Here is a 21,061-nt window from a genome sequence, read left to right on the forward strand (position 1 = left end):
GCCTGGCCGATTAAGGCCAGGCATTGGTATTTTTTAGAACTGCCCCAATATATTCAAACTACGTGCTAAACAGCCTCTTGGGGTGACATGGCCCGTTTGATAAGCGCGAGGCGGTCTTCGGAAGAGCCTTCCAAGAGGACTGCCGAGGCTATTGCCGCTGCCTTCCTGGTGCGGGCAAACATGACTTCCTCGTAAGCACTCACTGCCTGGTCGGGGTCCGCCGCCGCCAGCGCACAGGCCAAATCAACGCCATCACGGATGGCCAGGTTGGCCCCCTCGCCGGCCGGGGGCATGACGTGGGCCGCATCCCCCAACAACGTGATGCCGGGCCGGTGGGACCACCGATACCCGATGGGCATGGTGTATATCGGCCACGGCCGAACCGCGTCTCCCGCCGCCGCAAACAGCTGCACCAACGAGTGGCCCCAGCCGGTGAATTCTTCCGTTAATTCCGCCTTCGTTCGGGGCTTAACCGTGGCATAGCCCGTCTTGGTCAGCCCGTCTTCGGGAACGAAGAGCGAGGCGTAGAGGCGCGCGTTGCCCGCGGCATTTCGCTGGCAGGAGATGAGCTTGTTTTCGCCAAACGCCATGTGGAGGCCGTTGCTGATGAAATGGGCTACTTCCGGGTGGTCCTGGTCCACGTTCCTTATCTCTAACTCAAAGAAAGTCAGCCCGCTGTAGTGGGGGCGCACGTCGGTAACGGCCGGGCGCACCTGCGACCGGGCACCGTCCGCTCCCACCACGAAATCAGCGTGTTCCGTCTGGCCATTGTGAAAAACAAGCTCGAATCCGCCACCTGCCGCTTCCCGCACCTGCGCCAGCTCATGGTCCCAGCGGAACCAGTCTGCCGGTATTGATTGCACGAGCAACTCGCGCAGTTGGCCCCGGTCAATCTCCGGTCGCTGGCCGTCGTTCATCTCGAAAGCCAGGTTGCCCTCGCGGTCAAACAAGCGCATTCCCTGGTCTTCAAAACGGGCGACTTCCTGAAACTTGTCAAATAATCCCAGCTGACGGATAGCAGACAGGCCACTATCCTCGTGCATATCCAGGGAGCCGCCCACGGAACGACCGTGGGCATCATCGTCCTGGTCAAAGACGGTTGCCACAAGACCCTGGACGTGCAGCATCCGCGCCAGCGCCACCCCGCCCAGTCCTGCGCCGATAACGGCTATCCGTTGGGGCTGCTTACCCCGTTGGGGGGTAGTTAAGTTGTCCATACAAAGTAAAATTGGTTTTTTGAGCGTGATGCCGCGGCTGTTCCGCTTGCGTCACGCAAAGGTCCGGGTGCTGGGCGAGGCGCAATTGTATAAATCGGTCGTCCCGGCATAATTGCCGGGGCGTGGCCCGCAGGTATTTCTTCAACTCCCGAATGCCGTGCGATTGGTCGTAGTAGCCCAGGGGCAGCAGGTCCGCCGGCCCCAGCCGCTGGGCCGCGGTATAAGCCCGCAGCATATTGCTGAACGTCTTGAGCGAGAGGCCAAATTGCCGGCGAAAATACCGATTAAGCTGGCGGGGTGCCCAGCCGGCCGCGACGGCCAACTGGGCCACCGGTTGCGTGCCGGCTTCCTGGTAAAGTTGCTGAAAAAGCTGTTGCTTGCGCGGGTCTGGGGGGTGCCCGGCCAGGTGCGCCGTGAAGCGGGCGATAAGGTGCGCGGCCAGGGCCGACAGCGTCGGAGCCGGTAGGGTGTGCAGGTCCCAAAAATCAGCGGGCAAGTCGAGTTGCCCGTTGAGCGGCAACGGACCCGGCAACAGGTAGTCGGCGGCCAGCAGCAGGAAGCTCACGCCCAGCCAGGTGGTATGGGGGGGCAACGACAGCGACAAGGGAGCGGTGCCCACCCCAAACAGCCTGGTTTGCAGGGATAAGTCAGGCGATAAGATGAGCACCAAGTCACACTTGCCGTCGGGCAGGACGGTAAACGCTACGGGCTCCGTCGTCGGGTTGTCCAACTGCCAAAACTCACTGATGAGGCTGGCTAGCTGCGCGCTGGGATTTATCCAGTTGTAAGTCATCGGGCTGGCGTATTTCAGGCAACGAAGCTGTTTAGGGAGCGTGGCCGCGCTCCCCAAACAGCTTCGCTGCCTGAAATGTCCGTTGGCTTAATCCAAATGGGGCTTCTAATTTTGGGTTCAGCGGCGTTTTCAAAAACACTTCAAGTGCTCGCTGCCAACGGCTTAGATTCACTAGGCGCTCAGAATTTGCTCCGCCACCCGCGCGTGCTGCTCGTTGGCGAGCTGCGCTTTGTCGCGGCTGGCTTGCATTTCCTGCGCTATTTGGTCGAGGCCGGCCCGCACGGCGTAGGTCCGCCCGGTCTCGAAAAACGCCAGCCAGTAGTGTAGCGCCCGCTGCCCGGAGGCGATGATGCCCAAATCCCGCGTGTCGTCGTCCTGGGCGAAGCTGCGCAGGCGCTGGTCCACCTCGTAGTGGGCTTGCATGATGTGGTTGACCGGCGCGGCCGCACCGCCTAATTCGGCCAGCGCCCGGTCGATGCGGGTGGCCCACTGCTGCGCGGTTTTGGTGCCCTGGTCGAGCACGGCCCGGAGCTGCGGGTTATGGGCATCGTGCCGGATGCCGGTGGCCGCGGCGGCGGCGATGTTGCTGCCGGTCTTCATCGCGGCCAGGCTAAACGTGAGGAGGGAGGTAAGCTGTTCAGTAGTCATTTTTGGAAGGGAAATAGGTGAACGGATGGCAAGCAAGCGGGCCAGCGGGCTGCTTCAGTGGAGGGCCAGCTAGTCAGCTTCACTTTCGCCAACCAGCACCATTTTGCCGTGGACTTTGGGCGCGGGTGCTGGCGGGCCGGTGGCCGTACCGGGGGCCGGGTGGTAGTGGGGGCTGCTGGCCCAGGCCTGCCCCGCCTGCGCCAGCGGATACGTGCGGGCAACATTAGTTTGGAGGATGCCCGCGTCCAGCTGCCGGGCCATGCGAGCCAGGTCTTCGGCCGAGGGCTTCATGCCGAACATCACGCCGTGGATGCCGTATCTGGCGGCTTCTTCCGCCGACGGCGGCTGGTTGACGGCCACCAGGTAGCCGCCGGGCTTGAGCACCCCGAAGGAGCGCTGCTGCACATCGCCGCCCACCAGGTCAAATACCACGTCCACGTCATGCACCACCGTTTCAAAGGGAGTCGCGCGGTAGTCCAGGACCTCATCGGCCCCCAGCGAGCGCACGAAATCCAGGTCCGACCCGGAGGCGGTGGCAATGACGCGCGCCCCCAGTTGGTGGGCAAACTGCACCGCGTAGGCCCCCACGGCCCCCGCGCCCCCGTGAATAAGCACGGTCTGGCCGGCCCGCAGCTGCCCGGCCCGCATCAGCCCCTGCCAGGCGGTGAGCGCCACCACGGGCACCGAGGCGGCTTCCGCAAACGAGCGCGAGGCCGGCTTGGGAGCCACGGCATCGGCCGGGGCTACGAGGTAATCGGCGTAGGCCCCGCCGGCGGAGTTGGTGCCGTAAACGGCGGTGCCGGGCGCGAGCGTCGTCACCCCCGCGCCCACGGCTTCCACCGTGCCGGCGAAGTCGAGGCCCGGAATCCAAGGGAAGGTCAGGGGCATGTGCTGCCGCATCACGCCCGAGGCGAGCACGATGTCAATGGGATTGACGGAGGCGGCGCGCACGCGCACCAACACCTCACCCGGCCCCGCCTGGGGGGTAGGGATTTCTTCGTACCGCAGGTCGTCGGCCGAGCCGTAATCGTGCAATTGGAGCGCTTTCATAAGGAAAAATGGAAAAGTTAAGGGGTTGGAAAAGGTCCGTCCGGGGCTGCTACCCCGCCGTAAGCTCGGGGGCGGCGGCTGGGGTCCGCGGCCAGCTAAGCCAGGTAGCCAGCAGCACCAGCGTTGTCATGCCCAGGTCAATGTAGAGTTGGGGCGGAAACTGGTCCATACTCTGGCCCGGCCCGAGCAGCTCCGGGTCGGTCCAGGCCGCGCCCGGAAAGAGGTTCGCGGCGGCCTGCGACCAGAACAGCGAGCCCGCGGAAAGGGCCGCCGCCAACACGTTCGTTTGCCGGTCGCCGGCCCGCCGCCAGGTGAAGAACAGGGAAGCCCCGGCCAGCAAAACCCCGACGGCCATCGTCTGCCCGTTGTGAAATTTGGCGTGCGGTGGCCAGCGCGGGTTATAGACGTGGGTAGCGTTGAAATCGGCCAGAAAGCCGCCCGTGCCCGTGATGAGCGCGTTCAGGGTAAACAGCCAGCGGCCAGCCGTGGGCTTGGTCATGGGGGGTAAGGGATAATGGGTGGAAGCCCACCGCCGCCGGCCCCAACCGTTGATAGCGCCCGGCGTAGCAGGCGCAACGGCGGCAAAGCCAGGGGGAAGCGGAATTGCTTGCACAAAATTACCGGCCCCTTCCTGACTAAAATACCCAAAAAGACCCCAAAAAATAGTCCTATCCCCGGTCCAGCTCACGCTGCGGCAGTTGCGCCTGGTAGGCTTTAGGATTGAGGCCGTGGTGCTTGGCAAACAAGCGCGTGAAGTGGCTCAGGTTAGTGAAGCCCAACTGGTAACCCACTTCCGACACCGAAAACCGCGCCAGGCTCCGCTTGGCCTCGGTCATGCGGGCGGCCTGGTAGTACTGAAAAATGCTGGCCCCAAAAACCTGGCGAAACAGGCTGCTCAGCTTCGCCTCATTCATCCCGACCGACCGGGCCAGCTGGGGTAGGGAGGGCGGCGTGGCGAGCGCGGCCAGCACCTGGTCGCGCACCTGGAACAGGGTCTCCACGTCGGCCGCGCGCAGGGAGTAGCCCGGCGTGGCGGCCCGCTGGGCCAGTTCCCGAAACAGGTAGTAAACCAGCTCCTGGACTTTGAGCCGGTAGAAAAAGCCGTCCCACGGCTGCGCGGGCCGGGGCGGGGCCAGTTCGAGCAGCACCCGCAATAAGTCGGGGGTGCCGAGGGTGTCATACGCCACCGGGGTGCGGGCCGCCAGCAACGTCCGCAGCCAGTCCGTCGCCGGCGTAAACCAGGTGGCCAGCAGGCTTTTGCTGATGGCCAGGTTCACCGTAAACAGCTCCGTGTGGGCCGGCAGGCGCGTGGTGATGCCCACGTCGTCGGAGGTGAGCAGCACGGCGGTCAGGTGCCAGGCCGCGCCGGCCGCGGCCGGCTTGCGAAGCTGGAAGCTCAGTAGCAGCACGTCGGTTTCGGCCTGGGCCGAGCCGGGCCGGAGCACCTGCTCGTGCAGGTAGCGCAGGTGCCGCAAGGCAATGACCAGGCCCGGCTCGGCGGCCACCAGCGTTACCTGGCCCGTGCCGAGCGTGGGGGGTAGGGCGTAGGTAGTGCTGGCCCCCGGCACGCCGCTGGCCAGCAACTCCGCCATGCGCTGAAAATCCGTCATTGCCCGTTCCGAAACGATGCTCATAGCCTGGGGCGAAAGGTAAAAATAGGACTGCTGGGTAGGCTCGTCCCCGGCGCAATGCGTTGTCGCCAATGCTGACACCGGGGCGCAAGATTCCATAATCTTAGCCTAAAAATTTGGGCTAACCAGTATAGCACCAACGTACCCGCCAAAAACGCGCGCCGCTACTGGAGTAACCAGGAGCGGCGCGCGTTTTTGGGCCAAGCTGACGGATAGGGAATGGCTCGCCTGCTTGCCCTATAAAACCATCCCCCCCGTCAGCTCCAGGCGCTGGCCGTTGAGCCAGCGGGCGGCATCGGTGCATAGAAAAGCCACCACGCCGCCGATGTCGTCGGGCTCGGCGACGCGGCCCAGCGCCGTGGCCTGGGCGATGTAGGCCCGGATTTCGGGGGTGTCGAGCATGGCCCCGCCCCCAAACACCGCGCCTGGGGCCACCACGTTGGCCGCAATGCCCCGGCTGCCCAATTCCAGGGCCAGGTAGCGCGTGAAAACCTCCACGGCCCCTTTCATGGTGGCGTAGGCCGACACGCCCGCGAAGGAGCTGCGCGTGGCCGCCGAGGAAATGTTGATAATGCGGCCACCATCGCGCAGCAAGGGCAGGGCCTGCTGCGTGAGGAAGTACACGCCCTTGAAGTGGACGTTGAGCATCTCATCAAACTGCGCCTCGGTCGTCTCGGCAAAGGGGGCGCTCAGGCTGTTGCCGGCGTTGTTGATAAGGAAGTCAAACCGGTCGGTGCCGAACGTATCGGCCAGCACCGCGGCAACCCGCGCGAAGAACGCGCCGAAGGTGCTGAGGTCGGCGACGTTCAGCGGCAGGGCCACGGCGCGGCGGCCCAGGGTTTCGAGGTCGGCGACGACGGCCGCGGCTTCGGCCTGCTGGCTGCGGTACGTCAGGATAACGTCGATGCCCTGCTGGGCCAGCTTCAGGGCCATGTCTTTGCCCAGGCCCCGGCTGCCGCCGGTGAGCAGGGCGATTTTGGAAGTACGCATAGAAAAGGGGGTTTGTCGGGTTGATGGAACACGACAAAGGTCCCTCGCCGGGCCGCTGGCGGCGTTGTGCCCGCCAATCAGCTTTTTGTAGAAATCAAACCGGCCCCGCGGCCAGGGTCCGAAAGGCACCGGGGCTCACGGCGGCGTAGCGGCGGAAAAAGTGCGAGAAGTGCGCCATATCCACGAAGCCCAGGCTGTCGGCAATCTCCCAGAGCGTCCAGTCGGAGTGGTGCAGCAGCCCTTTGGCCTCCTGCGCCAGCCGCCCGCCAATGAGGTCGGTAGTGGTGCGGCCGGTGCGCTCCTTGAGCACTTTGTTGAGGTGGTTGACGTGGACGGCCAGCCGGTTGGCAAAGTCCCTGGCCGTGCGCAGCGGTACGCGCTGCTGAGGCGTGGTAAGGGGAAACTGCCGCTCCAGCAGCTCCACGAAGCGCGCCGCGAGCCGGGCCGCGGCCGAGTGGGTGGAAAGCAGCGGGGTCGTGGGCTGCTGTTTTTGGCCCAGGTGCAGCAGTTCCAGCGCGTAAGCCCGCAGCAGGTCGTACTTATGGACGTAGTCGGAAGTCAGCTCCTCGTGCATCTGGGCAAACAGCGTAGTCGCCCGCGCTACCGCGGGGGGTAGGAGCTGGAACACGGGGTAGTCGCCGGCCCGGAACAGGGGCAGCTCGTCGGGGGTGCCGCCCCCGAGCACCGGCAGCAGAAACTCGGCCGTGAACAGGCAGACCTGCCCCCGCTGCGCCTCGGTGGGCCACCATTGAAACGGCACCTTGGGGGTCGAAAACACCAGGGCATCGGGCGCAATGGCAATAGTTTGGTGAGCGTACTCGGTATAGCTTCGGCTGCGCAACAGACTGATTTTATAGAAGTTGCGGCAGGCGTAGGAGGCGGCGGGCCGCCGCTGGGCCGGCTGCCACAGGTCGAGGTTGGCCAAATCAAACACGTTGAAGTGGCCCACCTCGCGCTGAATGCCTGCGGGGAGCAGCGTATTTAGGTCGAGGCCGGTGGCGGTAGTCAGTTCCTGGTAGCTGGCGCGCAGCGCGGTCGTCGTCATGGCAGCCGGTTACTTGGGAGAAGAAAAACGCGGGCAAGTTCGCTGTTAAAAACTATGCTTAGTACAGCATAGTTTTCCAGTTGCAAGCTTTTAGCCAACACCCCTGCTGCTGCCTACTGCGCGGAAACTGGCCGCGGAGCGGAGTCGTCAATAGCCAATCTGTCTGCCGTTGGCCTGCTACCCAACGGCGGCCTGCGCGTGGCGAACGCAGTGCTGCCGGGAGCTTCCTAGCCCACTGATACCGGCTTCCACCACATCGCCCGCCCGCAAAAACACCGGGGGCGACTGGTGGTAGCCCGTGCCCGTCGGGGTGCCCGTGGCAATGACATCGCCCGGCAGCAGGGTCATAAAGCGGCTGATGTAGGCCACCAGGTAGGGCACGCTGAACAGGAGGTGGCGCGTCGAGCCCTGCTGCATCAGGCGGCCGTTCACGCGCAGCCACAGGCCCAGGTTGGCGGGGTTGGGCACCTCATCGGGCGTTACCAGGTAGGGACCCAGCGGGGCAAACGAGTCGCAGCCCTTGCCCTTGTCCGCGCTGCCGCCCCGCTCCAGTTGGTAGGCCCGCTCGCTCAGGTCATCAAACAGCGCGTAGCCGGCAACGTAGGCCGGGGCTTCGGCCTCGGATACGTAGCGCGCCGTGCGCTTTATCACCACGGCCAGCTCCACTTCCCAATCCGTTTTGCGCGAGCCGGGCGGCAGCACGATGGGGTCGTGGGGGCCGCTCAGGGCGCTGGTAGCTTTCAAAAAAAGCGCCGGCTCGGTGGGCAGTGGCTGGCCGCTGGCCTGCGCGTGGGCGGCGTAGTTGAAGCCTACCCCCACTATCTTGGACGGGCGCGCCACGGGGCTGCCCAACCGGGTAGCCAGGGGCACCGGCTCCAGCTGCTGGAGCGGCCGGGCCAGGTACTCCCGGAGCCGCGCCAGGCCATCGCCCGCGAAAAAGGCTTCGTCGTAGGCTGCCGTCACGGGGGTAGCACTATAGAGCTGGTGTCCCAGGAGCACGCCGGGTTTCTCGTGGCCAACCGGCCCGTAGCTAATTAGCTTCATCCGGCAGGCCGTAGGTAAGCACTTGGTAAGCGGTTATTTAGGACTTGACTAATTGCTGCATCACGGCCGGCAAGGTATTCACGCCCCAGTGCTCGACGTACTTGCCGTGGCGCACGCGCACCATATCCAGCACGTCAATCGTCACGAACTTGCCCGTTGGGGCCAGGCCCAGCAGCGGGCCGGTGTGCGTGCCCGTAATGGCCTTGCGGGTAGTTACCAGGTCGCCCTCCGCTACTTGCTCGTAGATAATGACCTGCATATCGGACAAGGCGGGCCGCAGCACGTTTTGAAACGTGTTCCACATGCCGTTGGGGCCGTTGTCGGCTCCGGCCGGGGCCGCGTGATTGATGAACTGTTCAGCCATCAGCTCCTGAAAACTGGCGCGGTTGCCCTGTTCAATCACTTCCTGGTTGAAGCGTTGCACTACTGCCTTATTCTGTTCAAGCGCGGTGGTCATATGGTTAATTAAAAAAGATAAGGGGGGGTAGAAAAAGAAAAACCCAACCGCCATACAGGCTTTCTGCCCGGATTTTTTCGTGGCTGGCAGCATTTACGACGCAAATATACGTGAGACTTATAAGTTTACCTTACATTCACAAAAAGAAGAAATTCGCGCGCTCTTTCAGGCTAACCGGCACCGCAACGTAGTGTAATTACGACTGATTGTTAATTATTTACGAATACTTAGTTGTTTCCAACAGGCCCTACCCTCCCTCTCTGGCAGGGGGCTAGAAAGCCAGGAATTGGGTAGGGCACCCGGTGAATCAGGACAGCAGCAGGGGCGTATAAGCCTGCAAGCGTTGGAGCAGGGGCACGGCGGCGGCCAGGGTGTGCTGCTCCTCCGGCGAGAGGCAGGCGCTGATGGCGGCCGCCAGCCAGAGGTCGCGTTCCGTGCGGGCGCGCGCCACGAGTTCCTCGCCGGCCGCCGTGAGACGAATGTGCTGCTTGCGCTTATCCGTTGCGGAGGGCTGGCGCGTGAGGTAGCCCAGGGCGGCCAGGTGCTGCAACACCTGCGACATGGATTGCGGCGCAATGTTGGCCAGCGTGGCCAGCTCGGTGGGGAGCAGTAGCGGTTGCTGGTGCAACAGCGAAAGGGTCGTGGTTTCCGTCAGCGATAACTGCCCGGCGGCGCGCACCTGCCGCCGCAATCGTTTGAAGAGCAGCGAAACCTCGTTGCGCAGCGAGTAAGCCAGTTGTTGCACGTCCATGCGCCAAAAGTAAGCTAACCTGCTCAGGTTACTGAGTACCATCTCCGCGCTGGTGAGCCGGCTCAAGGAAGTCTCGCGGCTCGCTAGCGAGACTTCCGCAAAATCGGCCGTCATTACCACGCGCAGCGTAGCAGTGACGGTCGATTTTGCGGAAGTCCTATTCAGCGCCTTACCTCAATCCTCTATAAATACTAACGCGACCCCAGTAGTAGCTCGCAGGAGCGGGTTAGCTCGGTCAAAGAAAAGATGGCTTATTGGTCGAGGGAAGCCATTAGGTGGGCGGGGTAGCGCTCGCCGGGGGCCGCGCCAGGGGCTACCGGCACCCCGTGAGCCGACAGCAGGGTAAGCGCCTGGTCGTCGGCACTGGTTTCAAAGATTTCCCCTGTGGCCGGGTACTCGCGTACCGTGCGCTGCTGGGCATCTAGGTATACAATATAGGAAGTATTACGGCTTACGGCGGGCGGTACCGCTTACCATATCCTCCAAGCGAGTTTGAAACGCGGGGTCTTTCCGCAGTGCTCCACTAGCTGCACTAGCGTTCAGAGGGGACAGCTTGGTAAAGTACCTTTTGTCCTCGCGTGGAGGTTGTCTCCCGCCTCCACGGTGCGGAGGTACCCCGTATTCCACCACCCGCTGGCCGCCGTAAGTAGCTTCAGGCCACTGGCGCGGTAGCGCGGCTGCTTTAAGACTAGGTGGAGGGGGAACTCGCCCCCTCAAAGGGTGGAGTCGTCTGTAAACAGCTACCTACTGGCGCTGACTTCCTTGGGCATCTCAACCCCTGGGCCGTCTCCAAGCAGCCTGTTTGACTGGCTGCGGCGGTTCACCGCTGCCCGACCGAAACAAATTCGCCTTTTTCCCGAACGACTTGATTGCCCCATGCGGTAATCGCCTCTAAAACAGGGACGAACGTTTTGCCAAAATCGGTTAAGCCGTAAACGACTTTGATGGGTGGCTTCTCCCCGTAAACAGCTCTCGATACCAGACCGTCTTTTTCCAGCTGCTTTAACTGCAAGCTCAAGGTCATTTCGGTAATGGCGGGTATTTCTTTGCGAAGCTCGTGATATCTTTTTGCATCATCCTTTAAATGGTACAGAATGACGGCTTTCCATTTTCCCCCCACCAGGCCCATAGTCAGGCTGACCGTGCAAGGGTAAACCACCTCGTGGAGCTTCACATACTCACTGACACATTCTGTTTGCATTTTTCTTGGCCTATCCTTTTGGATAGTTATTGCAAATGTAATACGCTAAAAATACCTTTGCAACTCTAATTTTTAGAGTCCAAACTTCGCCGCCACTAGCCGGGGAGGAATGGAAGCAAATTTTAAAACAAGCGGAGGCCATGAAACAGGAAGATAAACCGCTCATCACCATCGTCGGGGTTTTGGGTAAGCAGGGCCGCAGTGCGGCACACACGCTGTTGGAGAGCGGGCAGTACCGCGTACGCGGCATTACGCGCCGGCTTGATTCGCCGGAGGCGCGGGCCTTGGCCGAGCAGGGCATTGAACTGGTAAGCGTCCCCCTCGCGCTGGGGCACGGCAAAGAGTTTGTAGAAGCATTCCGAGGCTCGCACGGCGTTTTCATGATGACGCCGGGTATTCTCTCGGTCCTGCCGGAAACCCACGAAACGGAGCTAGGCAAGCAGGTGGCGGACGCAGCGGTTGAAGCGGGGGTTAAACACATCATCTTCAGCGGCTTAGAAAACGTTGATACGCTCACCGGGGGGACGAAATTTGCGCCTCATTTCACGGACAAGGCTCGGGTTGAGGAGTATATCCGCACGCTTCCCGTTACCAGCTCGTTTATCTACCTGGCATTTTTCTACACCAACCTGCAGGAGTTTTATACGCCTCGCCTAGAGGGGGATACGCTCGTATTTCCCATTTATCTGCCGAAGGATTTCCGTGCGCCGTTTGTGGACCCGCTTACGGCCACGGGACCCGCTGTTTTAGAAATATTTTCAAATCCGGATAAATACGCCGGTAAGTCCTTGCCAGTCATTGGCGATATTATTTCACCTCAGGAAATGGTTGACGCTTTTGTCCGGGTCACCGGCAAGAAAGCGGTGTATAGTTCCGCCCTTACCCGGGCGGAGATGCAGCATCATTTTCCGGAAATGAGCGCCAACCAGCTTTTGGTGAGTGAGACTTTGGGGATGGCAGAGTACGCGGTTGAATACGGTTATTTTGGCAAAGACCGTGATTTACAATGGAGCCGCCAAATAAATCCGAATACCCTTGATTGGGAAGCGTTTCTGCGTAGTACCAACTGGCAAGGGGAGCAGGTCTCCTATTAACCATCCGCGTTGGCTCACGCCCTGGCTTTTGCCGAGGCGCGGGCCAACGCCGGCTGGGCTTCCCGCCCGCCCTGGTCGCAAAGGCCCTGCGCGCCCACGGCCATCCCGCTAACTAAGCGCTGTTGCCCTGCTCAGCACCCTGATTTGGGGGAGTGGGCAGGCCGTGTAAATCTGTACCAAACTTTTAACCAAGGCCGGCATCGCCGGCTATTTAGTGTACCACTCAACCTAAATCCAATGACTACCCTCTTCCTAACCTACCCCGGCGATGCCACCACGCGCTTCGACCGCGACTACTACGTCAATTCTCACCTGCCGCTGGTGCGGGCCACCTGGGGGCCGCACGGCCTGCAAACCGCCGCCGCTTTCTTCCCGCCCACTGACGGTGCGGGCACCATCTCGGTTTGCATCTGTGAGTTTGCGAGCGATGCCGCCCTCCAGGCCGCCCTCGCCGCGCCGCAAACAGCGAACATCATAGCTGACGTTCCGCATTTTACTGATGCTGCTCCGGCGCTAAGCCGGGCGGTGGCGCTCTAAGGACAGCACGGGGTTCTTCTTGCAAAAGCAGGACTTACGCAGGCGAGGCGCTGGCTTAGCCGCAACCGAAGGTCAGCGAAGCTAAAGCGGCGATATGTTGGTAGTAAATGCTTGATAGGCAGGCCAGCGCCGCAACCGAAGGTCAGCGAAGCTAAAGCGGCGGCACCTACGCCCGATGCCAAGTGCCGCCGCTTTAGCTTCGCTGACCTTCGGTTGCGGCGCTGTTTAGTTGACTAACTAGCAGACTACCAACATACCGCCGCTTTAGCTTCGCTGACCTTCGGTTGCGGCTACTCCGACTGCGTAAGCCCTAAAACAGTAATTTCTACTTCTTAAACAGTAATTTCTACTTCCGCCCATGACCCCAACCACGCAAAAAACCTGGCTCATTACCGGCGTTTCGTCCGGCCTGGGCCGTGCCCTGGCCGAAGCCGTCGTCGCCCACGGCGACTTCGTTATCGGCACCTTCCGCGACGCGGTACAGGCCGACCAGTTCACCAACCGCCACCAGCCCGACGCGCTGGGCGTGGTGCTCGATGTAACCGACGCGGCAGGAGCCGACAAGGTTTTCGCCCGCCTCACCCACGACTTTGGTCGGCTCGACGTGCTGGTGAACAACGCCGGCTACGGCCTGGCCGGGGCCGTGGAGGAAACGTCCGAAGCCGAAGCGCGCGCCATTTTCGAGGCCAACGTGTTCGGCCCCCTGCGGCTCACGCAGTTGGCGCTGCCGCTCATGCGGGCACAAGGCCGGGGCCATATCGTCCAGATTTCTTCGCACAACGGTTTCAAAGCATCCGGTGGCTTTGGGCTCTACAATGCCAGCAAGTTCGCCCTGGAAGGGTTTTCAGAGGCGTTGGCGCAGGAAGTCGGCCCGTTGGGCATTCGGCTCACCATTGTGCAGCCGGGGCCGTTCCGCACGGGTTTCGCCGGGGGCAGCTTCCGCTTAGCCGCTGCGCAATTGGCTGCCTACGACGGTACGGCCGGGGCCTTTCGCCAGCGGATAGGTGAGGTGAACGGCCAGCAGGAAGGCGACCCGGACAAAGCCGCGCAGGCCATTCTCGGGGTGGTGAACGGGGAGAATCCGCCCTTGCGCTTGCCGCTGGGGAAGGTGGCACTGCATACGATTCAAGCCAAGCTCGACAGCGTACAGGCCGACTTGAATGCCGGGCGCGAGGTAGCGGCCGGGGCAGTGTACTAAAGCCAGTTTCTGCTTTCGGTATAAGGGGTAGCGCAAGAGTAAGAACAGAAATTCCCGTTAAGGCTAGGTAATCGGATTTGGCAATTTGGAGGGTCTCGAAAAACGAGGGTTCAGAAGCCGCTTGCTTTAGGCACTACCCACCGGGAATTTTTACAATCAATTCGTTTTCAAGCCCCAAGCAGACCGCCCACTCCAACCCACACCCCTTTATGGCCAGCAGTGAGTCGTTGTTTCGTGCGCTCAGTCAGCACGAGAGCCTGCCCATTCGGCTGGTAGCGCCGGGCTTTGGTCACGTGTCGCCGGAAGCCGCCGCGCCCTATGCGGCGACGCACCGGCTGTCGTACTACTTCTTTTTTTTCCTGTGGGAGGGCGCGGCCGAATTCAAGGTGGACCTGGAAACCTTCGCGGTAGCGCCGCAGGAGCTAGTGTTCGCGCTGCCGCACCAGGTGCGGCAGGTACCAGCCGCCGCGCCCGGCAACGGGTACTACAAGCTGGGCTTGCAGCAGGCGTGCCTGGCCCGGCTGCCCCGGCACTACCCCTTTTTACTCAATCCGCTCCATCACCAGAAAATCCGGTTTTCCGCCCCGGCGGCGGCCCGGCTCCGCGCTATTTTTGAGCTGCTGACGGGGTTGCTGCGCACGCCGGATGCCAACCCGGAACTCATTTTGGTGCAACTCCATAGCCTGTTCACCGAAATTGACGTGGCGTATTTTGCGGCAGCGGAAAAGCCGGCGGATGAGCGGCTCACCAAGTACCTCCAGTTCAGCGTGTTTGTGGAGGACAACTTCACCGAGCACCCCACCATCGGGCACATTGCCGCCGAGCTGGCCCTGAGCCCCGACATCCTGTGCCAGCTCGTGAAACACTACGCGGGCCTGTCGCCGAAGGAGTTCATCACCAACCGCCTCATGCTGGAGGCGCGGCGGCGGTTACATTATGGGGAGTGGGTTTCCGTGAAGGAGCTGGCGTTTGAGCTGGGCTTCCACGACCCGGCCTATTTCTCGCGCCTCTTTAAAAAAACAACCGGCCAAACCGTCGCCGCCTTTGCGCGGGATTAGTCCTGAACTTCCCGGTTTTCGTCCTGCGATGCGGCTGGTAGCCCCCCGACCTTTGTGCGCACCATTAATCCAACGCACAAATGACCACCCAACCCGAAAAAATCCTACTGACCGGGGTAACCGGCCTGGTGGGAGCCCGCCTGCTCCCGCGTCTGCTCGCAGCCGGCCACGACTGCCGCGTGCTGGTGCGCCGCGCCCAGGATGCACCGGCCGGCGTGCCAGCCGTGGTGGGCGACTTGTTCAACCCGGCTTCGCTGGCCGAAGCGGTGCCGGGCGTAACCACCGTCATTCACCTGGCGGCGGTGTTCCGCACCCCCGACACGGACCTGATTTGGAAGAGCAACCTGGAGGGCACGCGCAACCTGCTGGCCGCCGTGCAGGCCCACGCGCCCACGGCCCGCTTCATCCTGGCGAGCACCTCCAACGTGTATAGTAACGACCAGGGGCACCCCGGCCGGGAAGAGGATGCCGTGGCACCGCTGCAAGCCTACCCGGCCAGCAAGGTGGCGGCGGAAAAAGAAGTGCGCGAAAGCGGCCTCAACTGGGTTGTGCTGCGGTTTCCTTTCGTGTACGGCGACGGCGATGGCCACCTGGAAGACTTGCCCAAGTACGCGGTAGCGGGCAAGTGGCACCCCGCTACGCGCATGAGTACCATCCACCACCGCGACATCGCCACGGGCATCTACCTGGCCCTGACCGGCAAGCTGGACGGCCGCATCGTGAACCTCGCCGACGAGGCCCCGACCACCATCTACGAGCTGGCGCAGCTGGTGGGCAAACCCCTGGACGCCTCGGCCGAGCCGCTGGCCAACCCGTGGTACCTGCTTAGCGATGCTTCCCTGGCGCGCAGCCTCGGCTTCGAGCCCGTCGTCCGGACGGTGTACCAGGCCGTGCAGGAGAATCTTATGTAAGGGGTAGCTCTAGATACTGTGATAAAAGGGTTGCCTATTGGGTAAAATTTCTGTAGTTTTAGCCTTCTAAAAGGAGAGCCTCCGGGTTCATCCTGTGTAGCCTCGGCCCGTTCACGTGGTCGGGGCTACTTCTTTTTCAGCCAGGTGTGCTGGGTGGTAGTGTGGGTCATAGGCGCAATCATTTTTCCAGAGCGAGTAACAGAGTACGAGCAGTTTACGCATGACGGCAATCACGCCAGGCTTGCCACTGGGCTGGCGCGCCCGCAAGCGAGCATAAAAGGCGATTTGTTGCGGGTTATAGCGTAAGCTGCTGACCGCCGGCAAATAAAGAGCCGTGCGCAAGCGTACATTGCCCCGGCGCGAAATGCGCGTGGCATGAGCGGAGAGCCCACTTTGGCGTTGCACCACGTCTAGGCCAGCGTAGGAGGCCAGTTGCCGCTCGTTCTCCACTAAGATAAAGCTATTGGTTTCGGCAACCACCACGATGGCTGTCGTAAGTCCGATGCCGGGAATACTGGTCAGTTGGCCTAGTTTGCGAGCCAGTTCGGGCTCTGCTTTGAGCAGGTCAGCCAGGTCCTGGTCCAGTGCTTTAAGTTGGCTGACCAGGAGTTGCTGCTGCGCTGCCAGCCGCGCTAACGTTCGGCTATCAGGCTGATAGCTATGCTGGTAGGCGTGAGCCCGAATCTTGAGTTGAGCGGCTTGCCGCACCAGCACTTGCCGCTCGCGGGCTAGGGCGCGCAGTTGGCGCAGGGCGGGGGTAGGCGGCTGCCAGGCCGGCAGCGCTCGCTCTAAGCCCAGGCGGCAGAGCAGGCGCGCATCGAGTTGGTCGGTCTTGCTTTTGAGCTCGGTGCTGCGGGCAAAATGCTTCACCTTATTGGGGAGTAGCACACTCAGCAACTGTTGGTTATCAGCCAGAAAGTAAGCCAGTTCTTCGTAGTAGACGCCGGTGGCCTCCACCACGAACCAGAGCGGGCTACCACCAGTATGTTGCTTGGCCACCCAGCTGAGCAGGGCCGCGAAGCCGCTCGCTGAATTGACGAGGGTCGTCTCTTTGCCGAAATGTAGTTGCTGGCTGAGCGTCGCGTGGCCAACGCAGGCCACGAAGCTGTCCTTAGCGATGTCAATGCCGACGACGCATTTAAGTAGGGCAGTGGGGGAAGAGAGCAGGGCCATACGCAAACAGAAGTAAAAAGGGGGAATTGACGTAGCCAGGCTAGGTTTTACCGCAACTTTTCTCGTACAAATGCGGGATGCTCTCAGTCGTACGACTTAGTAGCTCCCTCCATACTGTGCAGTCTTCAGGCAAAACGGGAAACGGGGCACCGTTTCTAGTGCTCAGCGTCAAAACCTCTGGGGTCCCGCGCTTAGAGTAGGATGATGTCCCCGTTTCCTTGTCTGGCTGGCCTCACCCTGAGGCCACGCAATCATACGAGAGTAGGAACAGAAAATAGCGGCAGGGAAAATCTGCGCGGATGAGCGTCTCAGAAAACGGGCGTTTTTAGGTACCGGCAGCCCACCGCCTTTTAGTGGCTGCTAACAAGACGAAACGTGGTACCCGAAACTCCTAGCGGCATTCAAAGTACCCGATAGACACTTTTGGCGGCTTTCTGGTACCCTACTTGAGGCGGCAGGGCCAGCCAGGTAACAGCCGTACCAAGCTGTTAACCAAGGCCGACACTCCGCCCTCCTCGAATCGGGAGGAACTCCAACCCGGCCGACCTGCGCTCCCTACCGTTGTTTTCCGTTCCTACTATTGTGCGACCCCGTAAGGAGGGAAAAGCTGCTGGCTCGTTTTGCGCATCTCTTTGGTGGTGCCCATGTCCTTACGGAACCGCTGAATCTGCCCCTGGTAGTAGTCCCGCTCCCGGCCAACCTCCTGCGCCACTCCCAGCAGGTGGTCGTATTTGGCCTGCGCCACCTGGGAGAAGAGCCCCATGAAGGCCTGGGTTAGCAGCACCAGCACGAGGGGGACGAGGGCCACCAGGCCGGCAGCTTTCCAATTGGTAAAGCCCACTACCTCTCCCTCAATGGACACTTGGCGCGGAAAGCCGGCCTTGGTTAAAAGTTTGGTCCAAAAGTCGCATTTGGCGGGGCGAGCTTTTGGGTAGTTGACTTCTCTGGAATCTTCACCTTGGCAAAATGCAGGATTTTGTAGCGTATGCGGCGAGAGTCAAGTTGGAATAGTCAATGAGCTGGCTGGCAGATTGCTGGTGGGCTAAGTCAGGGCTTACGCCTCAAAAGTTTAGATTGCCCGATACCGCTTGGCGACTGCATATCAGCGCCTGGGGGGCCGAAGGGCGGATTTATCCGCTAAGCTGGCGGTGAGCATTTCCCGGCGCGCAACCGGGTTAGTTGCTCCGCCGGCTTCCCATCATCTTGGTAGAGCGAGACCACCACCCGGCCTGAAAGCAATTCGGGGAAGCCGGGGTCAACAGGGGCTGGGTGGCCCCTTTCCCCCGCCTGCTTACCTTTGGATTTCGCAACTCCTGCCTCCCATGAAGACCGTCTCCGTTACCGACTTGTACCAGCAGCTGGCTACGGCTGCCGACGCGGAGCTGAGCGCGTTGCTGCCCCCCGATATTCAGCAGGAAATCGGGCACTTTAACGTCTTCAACGTGGCCGACCTTTTTCGGCACCACCGCGAGAAGCCGCCCATGCCCTACGACCGGCGGGCGTACTACAAAATCAGCCTCATCCGGGGCCGCAGCCGGGCCGAGTACGCCGATAAGGTCATCGAAATCGAGCAAAACGCGCTGCTCTTCGCCACGCCCAAGGTGCCCTACCATTGGCTGCCGGAAGACCGGGCGCAGGATGGCTTCTTCTGCGTGTTTACCGACGAGTTTTTGCTGCCCGCCAAGAGCGGCGTGCGGCTGGATGAGCTGCCCCTCTTTCAGCCGGGCGGCTACCCCGTCTTTGCCATCACAGACGCGGAATACGCCGAAATCAACGCTATTTTTCGCAAGATGGCCCGCGAGATTACCTCGGCCTACGCCTATAAGTACGACTTGCTGCGCACCTACGTGCTGGAGCTGATTCACTGGGGCCAGCGGCTCCAGCCCGCCACGGCGCTTTACCCGGCGCACACGGCCTCGGCGCGGGTTACGTCGCTGTTCGTGGAACTGCTGGAGCGGCAGTTTCCCATCGAAACGCCGCAGCAGAAGCTGCAACTGCGCACGGCCAAAGACTACGCCGACCGGCTGGCCGTCCACGTCAACCACCTTAATAAGGTACTCAAGGAGAACACCGGCCGCACGACCACCGAGCTGATTGGGGGCCGCGTGGTGCAGGAAGCCAAGCTGCTGCTGCGGCAAACGAGCTGGAACATCTCGGAAATCTCGGACAGCCTGGGTTTTGCGGAGGTAGCCCACTTCTCCAACTTCTTCAAGCGCCAGACGGCCGTGTCGCCCGGCGCGTTTCGGGGCTAGCGCGGGGTTGGTCGAGGCTGATTTGAATTTCGCAAACAATGGATTGGTCGCCGCAAACGCGGGGGTAGGGGCGGAGAGGACCTTTGTGAGGTCATTAATCAATTCCCCCACGTCATGGAACTGCACCAGCGCACTATCCTTATCACCGGCGGCACCAGCGGCCTGGGCCTGGAGTTTGCCCGCCAACTGCTGGCCCTGGGCAACACGGTCCTGCTCACGGGCCGCGACCCGGCCAGGCTCGCCCAAACCCAGCGCGAATTGCCGCAGGTCCATACTTTTCAAAGCGACGTGAGCGACCCGGCCGCCATCGAGCAGCTCTACGCGCAAGTAACCACGCATTTTCCGGCCCTGAGCGTCGTGATTAACAACGCGGGCGAAATGCGCAAGCTCGACTTGCAAGACCCCGCGCTGGATTTGCGCGATGTGACGCGGGAGCTGGATAGCAATCTGGCGGGGCCAATTCGGATGGTGCAGCAGTTTTTGCCCCACCTGCTGGCCCAACCGACGGCGGCCATTCTCAACGTGACTTCCGGGCTGGCCCTCGTGCCCTACCCCCTCGCCCCGGTGTACGGGGCCACCAAGGCCGGGCTGCGCTCCTACACCAAGGCCCTGCGGGTGCAGCTGCAAAATACTCGGGTGCAGGTAGTTGAGCTAATCGCGCCGGGGGCCAAAACGCCGCTCAACGACTCTTTTGCCGGCGACGTGCAGGAAAAGGACCTCATGGACCCGCGCCCGCTGATTGCCCAAACCCTGCGGGCCATGCAGCAGGATAAGTCGGAAGTATATCCCGGCATCGCCACGGCCCTGCGCTACCTGAGCCGCCTAGCCCCCGGCTTGCTGCTCAAGCAGCTCAGCAAAGGCGTGGCCGAGTCGCTGGCCCAGCTAAAACCGACCGCGCCGGCGGCCCGCTAGGCGGGCTGACCAAAGCCACTTCCTTTTTCTTATGCAAGCACTTAAAAACCTGCTGGGCAGCGCAATAGTCTGCTCTAGCCTGCCCCAGGCCCCCGCAGCCAGTCCCCTGCCTACCCCGATGAACTCACTGGAAACTGCCCGCGCGGATGCGCCGGGCCAGCCCGCGCTGGCCGCCGACCCGGCCTTTCGCCTGGATTCGGTCGTGTCGAAAGACGGGACTAAAATCGGCTACCGCATCTACGGCCAGGGGCCGGGGCTGCTTATCGTGCAGGGCGCGATGGGCATCGCCTACAACTACGACCAGCTGGCGCGGGCGCTGGCCCCCCACTTTACGGTGTACGTGCCCGACCGTCGGGGTCGGGGGATGAGCCCCCGGCCGTTCACCCCCGACCATACTATCGAGCGGGATGTGGAAGACCTGAACAGCGTGGTGGAGAAAACCGGGGCGCATTGGCTTTTTGGGCTTAGCTCGGGGGCTATTATCGCCCTGGAGGCCACGCGGGTGCTGCCGGCCATTCAGCGGACGGTGCTCTACGAGCCGCCATTCTACGTGGACGGGGTGCCGGTGCAGCACATCGAGCGGCTCAACCGGGAAATCGCGGCGGGCAAGCTAAACTCGGCGCTGGTCAGCATCTTCAGGACCACCAAAGTAGGCCCCCCGGTCTTCAACGTGCTGCCCCGCTTCGTGCTGAAGCCGCTTACGGCGGCCTTCCTGAAGTCCGAGGCTAAGAAAACCCCCGGTCAGTACGCCCCGATTCCGGCGCTCATTCCTTCGACCCGCTATGATTTTCAGGTGGTGCTGAACCGGGGCGGAGCCGTGCAGTCGTACCGCACGGTGGACAAGCAAATTCTGCTGCTAGGCGGCTCCAAAAGTCCGGCGTACCTGAAAAAGTCACTGACCACCCTGGCCACTACGCTACCCCACGCCCACCGGGTGGAGTTGCCCGGCCTCGACCATTCCGGCCCCTGGAACGCCGATATCGGCGGTAAGCCGACGGTCGTGGCGGAGCAGATACGCCAGTTTTTGCAGCCGCAGCCGTAGGCCGGGTCCCCGGCTGCGGGCCGCCGGTGGCCCGGACGCAAGTTATAACCCTCAACT

22 protein-coding genes are annotated in these 21,061 nt (G+C 62.0%); 8 read left to right on the forward strand and 14 right to left on the reverse strand.

Translation table 11 applies throughout. The annotated features are described in order from the left end of the window. Positions 1-65: 65 nt before the first annotated feature. From A0257_21280 to A0257_21335, 12 genes are all read right to left on the reverse strand, one after another. Positions 66-1,217 carry a hypothetical protein gene (locus tag A0257_21280; protein AMR29378.1) on the reverse strand — a complete coding sequence of 384 codons (1,152 nt, stop codon included), beginning with the start codon at positions 1,215-1,217 and terminating at the stop codon, positions 66-68. Continuing rightward, on the reverse strand, positions 1,186-2,010 hold the full coding sequence (locus tag A0257_21285; GenBank protein ID AMR29379.1) for a hypothetical protein: 825 nt from the start codon (positions 2,008-2,010) through the stop codon (positions 1,186-1,188). Before A0257_21285 ends, A0257_21280 begins: the two co-directional genes overlap by 32 nt. Positions 2,011-2,181: 171 nt before the next feature. Then, positions 2,182-2,658, reverse strand: a complete 477-nt coding sequence (locus tag A0257_21290) for a hypothetical protein (protein AMR29380.1) — start codon at positions 2,656-2,658, stop codon at positions 2,182-2,184. Positions 2,659-2,727: 69 nt separating this feature from the next. Beyond that, entirely contained in the window at positions 2,728-3,708 is a 981-nt protein-coding gene (locus tag A0257_21295; GenBank protein ID AMR29381.1) for a hypothetical protein, read from the reverse strand. Between the two features lie 49 nt (positions 3,709-3,757). Further along, complete coding sequence (locus A0257_21300) at positions 3,758-4,207, reverse strand: hypothetical protein (protein AMR29382.1); 450 nt, start codon at positions 4,205-4,207, stop codon at positions 3,758-3,760. A 169-nt stretch (positions 4,208-4,376) separates the two neighbouring features. Further along, a complete protein-coding gene (locus tag A0257_21305; protein ID AMR29383.1) occupies positions 4,377-5,318 on the reverse strand; it encodes a hypothetical protein in 942 nt (313 codons plus the stop codon). 258 nt (positions 5,319-5,576) lie between these two features. Further along, positions 5,577-6,329 (reverse strand): short-chain dehydrogenase, encoded by a 753-nt coding sequence (locus tag A0257_21310; GenBank protein AMR29384.1) that lies wholly within the window; start codon positions 6,327-6,329, stop codon positions 5,577-5,579. 94 nt (positions 6,330-6,423) lie between these two features. Next, positions 6,424-7,374 carry a transcriptional regulator gene (locus A0257_21315; GenBank protein AMR29385.1) on the reverse strand — a complete coding sequence of 317 codons (951 nt, stop codon included), beginning with the start codon at positions 7,372-7,374 and terminating at the stop codon, positions 6,424-6,426. 177 nt (positions 7,375-7,551) lie between these two features. Further along, positions 7,552-8,418, reverse strand: coding sequence for an ureidoglycolate lyase (locus tag A0257_21320; protein ID AMR29386.1), 867 nt, complete (start codon positions 8,416-8,418; stop codon positions 7,552-7,554). 37 nt (positions 8,419-8,455) lie between these two features. Further along, positions 8,456-8,875: an ester cyclase gene (locus A0257_21325; GenBank protein ID AMR29892.1), complete on the reverse strand. Its 420-nt coding sequence runs from the start codon at positions 8,873-8,875 to the stop codon at positions 8,456-8,458. A gap of 307 nt (positions 8,876-9,182) precedes the next feature. Continuing rightward, positions 9,183-9,740: a hypothetical protein gene (locus A0257_21330; GenBank protein AMR29387.1), complete on the reverse strand. Its 558-nt coding sequence runs from the start codon at positions 9,738-9,740 to the stop codon at positions 9,183-9,185. Positions 9,741-10,446: 706 nt separating this feature from the next. Further along, positions 10,447-10,827: a transcriptional regulator gene (locus tag A0257_21335; GenBank protein ID AMR29388.1), complete on the reverse strand. Its 381-nt coding sequence runs from the start codon at positions 10,825-10,827 to the stop codon at positions 10,447-10,449. Positions 10,828-10,967: 140 nt separating this feature from the next. Between A0257_21335 and A0257_21340 the strand changes: the two genes are divergently transcribed. From A0257_21340 to A0257_21360, 5 genes are all read left to right on the forward strand, one after another. Further along, on the forward strand, positions 10,968-11,921 hold the full coding sequence (locus A0257_21340; GenBank protein ID AMR29389.1) for an NmrA family protein: 954 nt from the start codon (positions 10,968-10,970) through the stop codon (positions 11,919-11,921). A 237-nt stretch (positions 11,922-12,158) separates the two neighbouring features. After that, on the forward strand, positions 12,159-12,458 hold the full coding sequence (locus tag A0257_21345) for an ethyl tert-butyl ether degradation protein EthD (GenBank protein ID AMR29390.1): 300 nt from the start codon (positions 12,159-12,161) through the stop codon (positions 12,456-12,458). A 358-nt stretch (positions 12,459-12,816) separates the two neighbouring features. After that, a complete protein-coding gene (locus A0257_21350) occupies positions 12,817-13,656 on the forward strand; it encodes a short-chain dehydrogenase/reductase (protein AMR29391.1) in 840 nt (279 codons plus the stop codon). A 209-nt stretch (positions 13,657-13,865) separates the two neighbouring features. Beyond that, positions 13,866-14,714: an AraC family transcriptional regulator gene (locus A0257_21355; GenBank protein AMR29392.1), complete on the forward strand. Its 849-nt coding sequence runs from the start codon at positions 13,866-13,868 to the stop codon at positions 14,712-14,714. 80 nt (positions 14,715-14,794) lie between these two features. After that, entirely contained in the window at positions 14,795-15,625 is an 831-nt protein-coding gene (locus tag A0257_21360) for an epimerase (protein AMR29393.1), read from the forward strand. A 111-nt stretch (positions 15,626-15,736) separates the two neighbouring features. Here A0257_21360 and A0257_21365 read toward each other — a convergent pair whose 3' ends face one another. Both A0257_21365 and A0257_21370 read right to left on the reverse strand, forming a co-directional pair. After that, on the reverse strand, positions 15,737-16,798 hold the full coding sequence (locus A0257_21365; protein ID AMR29394.1) for a hypothetical protein: 1,062 nt from the start codon (positions 16,796-16,798) through the stop codon (positions 15,737-15,739). A 577-nt stretch (positions 16,799-17,375) separates the two neighbouring features. Beyond that, positions 17,376-17,660 carry a hypothetical protein gene (locus A0257_21370; protein AMR29395.1) on the reverse strand — a complete coding sequence of 95 codons (285 nt, stop codon included), beginning with the start codon at positions 17,658-17,660 and terminating at the stop codon, positions 17,376-17,378. A gap of 460 nt (positions 17,661-18,120) precedes the next feature. Between A0257_21370 and A0257_21375 the strand changes: the two genes are divergently transcribed. The 3 genes from A0257_21375 to A0257_21385 all read left to right on the forward strand — a co-directional run bounded on the left by A0257_21375 (position 18,121) and on the right by A0257_21385 (position 21,004). Next, positions 18,121-19,050, forward strand: a complete 930-nt coding sequence (locus tag A0257_21375; GenBank protein ID AMR29396.1) for a transcriptional regulator — start codon at positions 18,121-18,123, stop codon at positions 19,048-19,050. 114 nt (positions 19,051-19,164) lie between these two features. Beyond that, on the forward strand, positions 19,165-19,962 hold the full coding sequence (locus tag A0257_21380) for a short-chain dehydrogenase (GenBank protein AMR29397.1): 798 nt from the start codon (positions 19,165-19,167) through the stop codon (positions 19,960-19,962). A gap of 31 nt (positions 19,963-19,993) precedes the next feature. Beyond that, the gene (locus A0257_21385) at positions 19,994-21,004 is read left to right on the forward strand and encodes a hypothetical protein (GenBank protein AMR29398.1); all 1,011 of its coding nucleotides are present in this window, start codon (positions 19,994-19,996) and stop codon (positions 21,002-21,004) included. Positions 21,005-21,061 lie beyond the last annotated feature (57 nt).

Origin of the sequence: Hymenobacter psoromatis (assembly GCA_001596155.1) — a bacterium.
GTDB lineage: Bacteria > Bacteroidota > Bacteroidia > Cytophagales > Hymenobacteraceae > Hymenobacter.